Genomic DNA, 4,563 nt, shown 5'->3' with positions numbered 1-4,563 from the left:
CCTGTCGCTCCGACCATCTTTGAAGGAAACTCGGGAGGAAGCTCACAAGGTCGGGACACCGCTCAAAACTTCCCATCTCCCAGTAAACCAACGCCTTCAACCTCTAACCCGCATATTTCATGCACGGGACGCCCGGTGAGGACACCGGGCCTGCAAACACGGAGGCAGTCGCGATTGTAGGCCGCGTGCCCTCACGCGGCGTACTGTCCCAGATTCAAGCTCAGTATGAAATATGGGCTAAGACTCCAATGTCGAGGTTTGGGACTCCATCCCTCCTCCCGGTGTGCCAAAGAAGAGCGCAATCTATTTTCAGGCCGTTCGCCTAGCACCGGCATCCCATCACTTTCCCTCTCGCCCCGCGGGGCACATGCCCTTTGATTCGCCTTCGGGTGTTGAGGAGAAGGACCACGAAACACTTGGCGTCGGCGTTAAACGCCGGATGCTGCACAACATGTGGGACCCCACGCCCGCGCCTGCGCCACCTTCCACCGGCTGAGCTCCGCCGACACAAACAGCCGTCTGCTTCATTCCATTCACCGAAAAACTGCCGCCGGTGCCATGGCACACTACGGCTTTGCCGGACGGTTACGCTTCAGATGATACTCCGCGAACTCAAGGAATCTTTGCCAGTCATACATTTCCACCGAGTGACCGCCGGCGCGGTTGTGATAGCCAACGTCGGATTGAACGATGGCTTCACCAACCGGCGGCGAAGCCTCCGAGTCGAGCCCCTTCCTTCCGAGCAAACGATAGATGGGGCTCGCATGATACGCGGACAGATACTCGCCGCGCGGATCGGCCCAGAGATCGTCTTCACCGCTGGCGACATAGACTGGGCGCGGGGCGATGCAGGCTAGCAACATGTGTTGGTCCACCGGCAGGTCGTCTTCGTTGCGTGCAAACTTCGCCGCGTTCCGGCACAGCCAGTAGGGGAAGCGCGTCACCATCTTTTCCATGTTCTCGCCGAAGTTCCGCTTCCACAGAGCCGCGCCCGCGCATCCGGACTGCGCCGAGATCGCCAGGGCGAAGCGCCGATCTTGGGCAACCGTCCAGAGCGTGGCCTTGCCCATCTTCGAATGACCCATCGCCGCAACGCGCTTGGCATCGATGTCGCGATCGGTCTCCAGATAATCCATGGCCCGCGACGCAGACCACGAGACGGTGGAGATGACGCCCCACTCGTTGGCTTTCGGGAAGCTCTGCCCGGCGCGGTAGAACAGCGGGTGAACGCCCTTGAGAAACTCGACCTCGTTGTGCCGGACGAAGTCGCCCTGCGGCACGACGACGAGCCCGAACCCCCGCGCGAAGAGCTCGCCGAGCGGCAGGCCATTGCGGGTGAAACCAGGCTTGTCGGGATGCGCATCGTGTCCGTCATCTTTCGTGCCGGCGAAACTGTGCAACAAGAACGCCGGGGCGGGATGGCCAAGCCCATTCGGGGTGAATAGGAGAATCTGCATCTCCGCCGCACCCTTCGCGTTCTCGAACGTGATCCGCACATCCTTCCGCGTCGCCTTGCCGCCCATGGATGCTCCGTCCTTTTTCACGACCTCAAACGTCGTGCGAATGGGCGACTCCGCCTGCGGCACCACGCCGTAGATCAGATTGCCGAACAACGACATGATCTGCGGGCGCCGCACGTTGAACCATTCTTCCGGCGTGGTAATGGGTTTTCCTTCGGCGGACACGAGGACGGGCGGCAACTGATACGACGGCACGCCAGCCTCGTCGCGGATGACGTCGAAGTCGTGGTTCTTCGGTTCGTCGGCGTGGGCGCGACGAACTGGAGTCGGAAGAACGAGAGCGAGGCAGCCGAGGAGGAGGAGAGTCTTCATGCGTCGTGAATCAGGGCTTTTGCTTTGAGTGAAAGGGTCCCCCTCTTTGTTCGTTTGCGGACTCCGCCCCACTCTCTGCAGTCTTCCTTGTTCGGCTGCTGATCGGAAAATGCATTTCAAAGGGAGATGACCCTACCGGTCCGGAGAAATTGGGGCAAAGAGAAAGTTCCTCTGAACCGGGTGTTGTTAATGAAGCCAGTCGTTTCGTGACGGAAAAGAGTTGGAAGCGCTGCACGGGGGACAACGAGCTCGGGCGCAACCGCCGACCCCGGAGGGGAGCGCCGCGCGGCCCCGGATCCTCCTGCCGTGAAAAGCAAATTTCTCTTGGTAAGCAAATACCTGTGCCTCAGAACTCAACTTGTCGTGACATGGCTGCCGGGGTGTGCTAGGGATGCAGCATTGGCAATGATGCACTGCAAATGGATCCAATGCGCGCTGGTGCTGCTGGTTTTGCTCACCGGGGTGTTCTCGGCGGGGGCCGCGACGAATCCTCCCACGCTGGATGAACTCAAAGCATTGGGCGCCCGGCAATCGCTGCTCAAGCAGCTTGTCGCGCATTCCCTCGAAACGAATGCGCCGCTGCCCGAGCTCGACCGGTTTCGCCGAGAGATCGAGCCGGTGTTACAAAGGCACTGCGTCGCCTGTCACGGTCCCAAGAAAACGAAAGCGCACCTTCGGATCGACACGCTGAATCCCAATCTCTTGGAAGGGCCGGATGTGGATTGGTGGCTGGAGATTCTCGCCGTGTTGGGCAACGGCGAAATGCCGCCGCCGGACGAGTCCAAGTTATCCGGCGAGGACCGAAGCCGGGCCATGGATTGGCTTTCCGGGGAGATTCGCAAGGCCTCGATCGCGCGACGCGCCACAGCCGGGCATTCTTCGTTTCGCCGGATGACACGCTACGAGTACAACTATGCGTTGCAGGATCTTCTTGGGCTTCCTTGGGAATTCGCCCGGGATCTTCCGCCTGAAGCCCATTCCGAAGACGGATTTCAGAACAGCTCGGAGACGTTGCATATGTCCGTCGCACAACTGGAGACCTACCGCCTGCTCGCCCGGCAAGCGTTGTCGCGGGCAACCGTCCGGGGTCCCCGGCCTCGTGTGTTATATTGGGGTGTCTCCATGGAACAGGCTGGGCAGATGGAATGGAAGAAGCAGGCCGCGGAACTCGAGAAAGCCAAGGTGGCGTTCAAGGACGATCCGGAAAAGCAAAAGCGCGAGCTGGACAAGCTGCATGACGGATCCACCAAGCCGCATGGGAAAACCTATTTCAAAGATCGAACGACGGGACGAACCGCCCCCCAGTCCTGGGATTATGGGGGCGCCAAGCACGCCATTGCCCCTACCCATGCCCCTCCGCCGGTTCCCCAGACATTCGACCACGTGGCGATCCTTCCCCACGGTCACGAGCAGAAACTTGTCGTGGAATTGGGGGATCAGGTTCCCGACGAGGGCCTGCTCCGTGTGCGAGTTCACGCGGCAAGAACTCCTGCGAATAACGATCGCGATCCGAGCCTGCAGTTGGAGTTCGGTTGGCAGGCGAGCAACGAGGGGCGAGCGTTGCTGCGCGTGAGCGAGGAAGACCATCCCATCACCGCCAGTCCGGACCAGCCGCAGATCTACCAATGGGATGTGTCGCTCGGGGATATCTATCCCCGGAACTCGGTGCGAAAGGCGTCGCCCATGGGATCCACGCCTAGCCCGTCCGAGCACATCCGGCTGGTCAACAGTTCGGCGTCCCCCGGGGAGATCCAGATCAGCTACGTGGAGGTGGCGGCACCGGTCTACGATCAGTGGCCCCCGAAGGCACACGAGCGAATTTTCTTCAAGAGCCCGAACCGCGAGGACGAGCCCGTCTACGCCAGAGAAGTTTTGACGGCGTTCATGCCGCGCGCCTGGCGGAGGCAGGTCGGGGACGAGGAGATTGACCAAAAAGTCCGGCTTTTCCAGGCGATGCGAAAATCCTGCGACACGCTGGAAGAGGCTTTGGTCGAGGTCTTAGCCACGGTTTTGTCATCACCGGAGTTCCTCTACATCGTTCGCGGGGATGCGCCGGGCGAGCCCGAGCGGTCGCCTCGTCCGCCGCGACTGACCGCGCAGGAACTCGCGACTCGCCTTTCCATGTTTCTTTGGTGCAGCGTGCCGGACGACCGACTGCTGGAATTGGCTGACAACGGCCAGTTGCGACGTCCGAAGGTTTTGGAGGACGAGGTCAGGCGGATGCTGGCGGATGCGCGCGCCGAGCGATTCGCAAAGCATTTCGTCCGGCAGTGGCTCGACCTGCAGTTGCTGGATTTTGTGAAACTTGAGGGTGGGGTGGATCCGCTGCTCAAGGAGGCGATGCAGCAAGAACCCATCTTGTTCTTTGCTGGAATGTTGCGACGCGACGAGAGTGTTTTGAACTTCATCCATGCCGATTACACCATGGCCGATGAGCGGTTGGCGGGGCATTACGGGTTGGCGGATGTCTATGGGAATTACTTCCGCCGGATCGGTTTGGATCTGAGCAACCGTCGAGGCGGGCTGCTCACTCAAGCCGGCCTGTTGGCGATGAATTCAAGCGGGAAAGACTCGAATCCGCTCAAGCGGGGGATCTGGCTGCTCAAAAGTTTGCTCGATGACCCGCCGCCGCCGCCGCCGCCGGCCGTGCCGGAGATTGATCTCGCCGATCCTGAGATCGCGAAGATGACGCTGAAGGAACGCCTCGCCGATCACCGGAACCACGAGGCCT

At 60.8% G+C, this 4,563-nt stretch carries 2 protein-coding genes; one reads left to right on the top strand and one right to left on the bottom strand.

What is annotated here, in order from left to right; translation table 11 throughout:
* Positions 1–566: 566 nt before the first annotated feature.
* On the bottom strand, positions 567–1,685 hold the full coding sequence (locus FJ404_19360) for an acetylxylan esterase (protein ID MBM3825009.1): 1,119 nt from the start codon (positions 1,683–1,685) through the stop codon (positions 567–569).
* Positions 1,686–2,237: 552 nt separating this feature from the next.
* On the opposite strand from FJ404_19360, the gene FJ404_19355 reads away from it, so the two are divergent.
* The coding region (locus FJ404_19355) for a DUF1592 domain-containing protein (protein ID MBM3825008.1) at positions 2,238–4,563 on the top strand (2,326 nt) is incomplete at its 3' end.

This window comes from Verrucomicrobiota bacterium, assembly GCA_016871495.1.
In the GTDB taxonomy this organism is placed as follows: domain Bacteria; phylum Verrucomicrobiota; class Verrucomicrobiia; order Limisphaerales; family VHDF01; genus VHDF01.
This window is presented reverse-complemented; position numbering and strand designations above follow the sequence as displayed.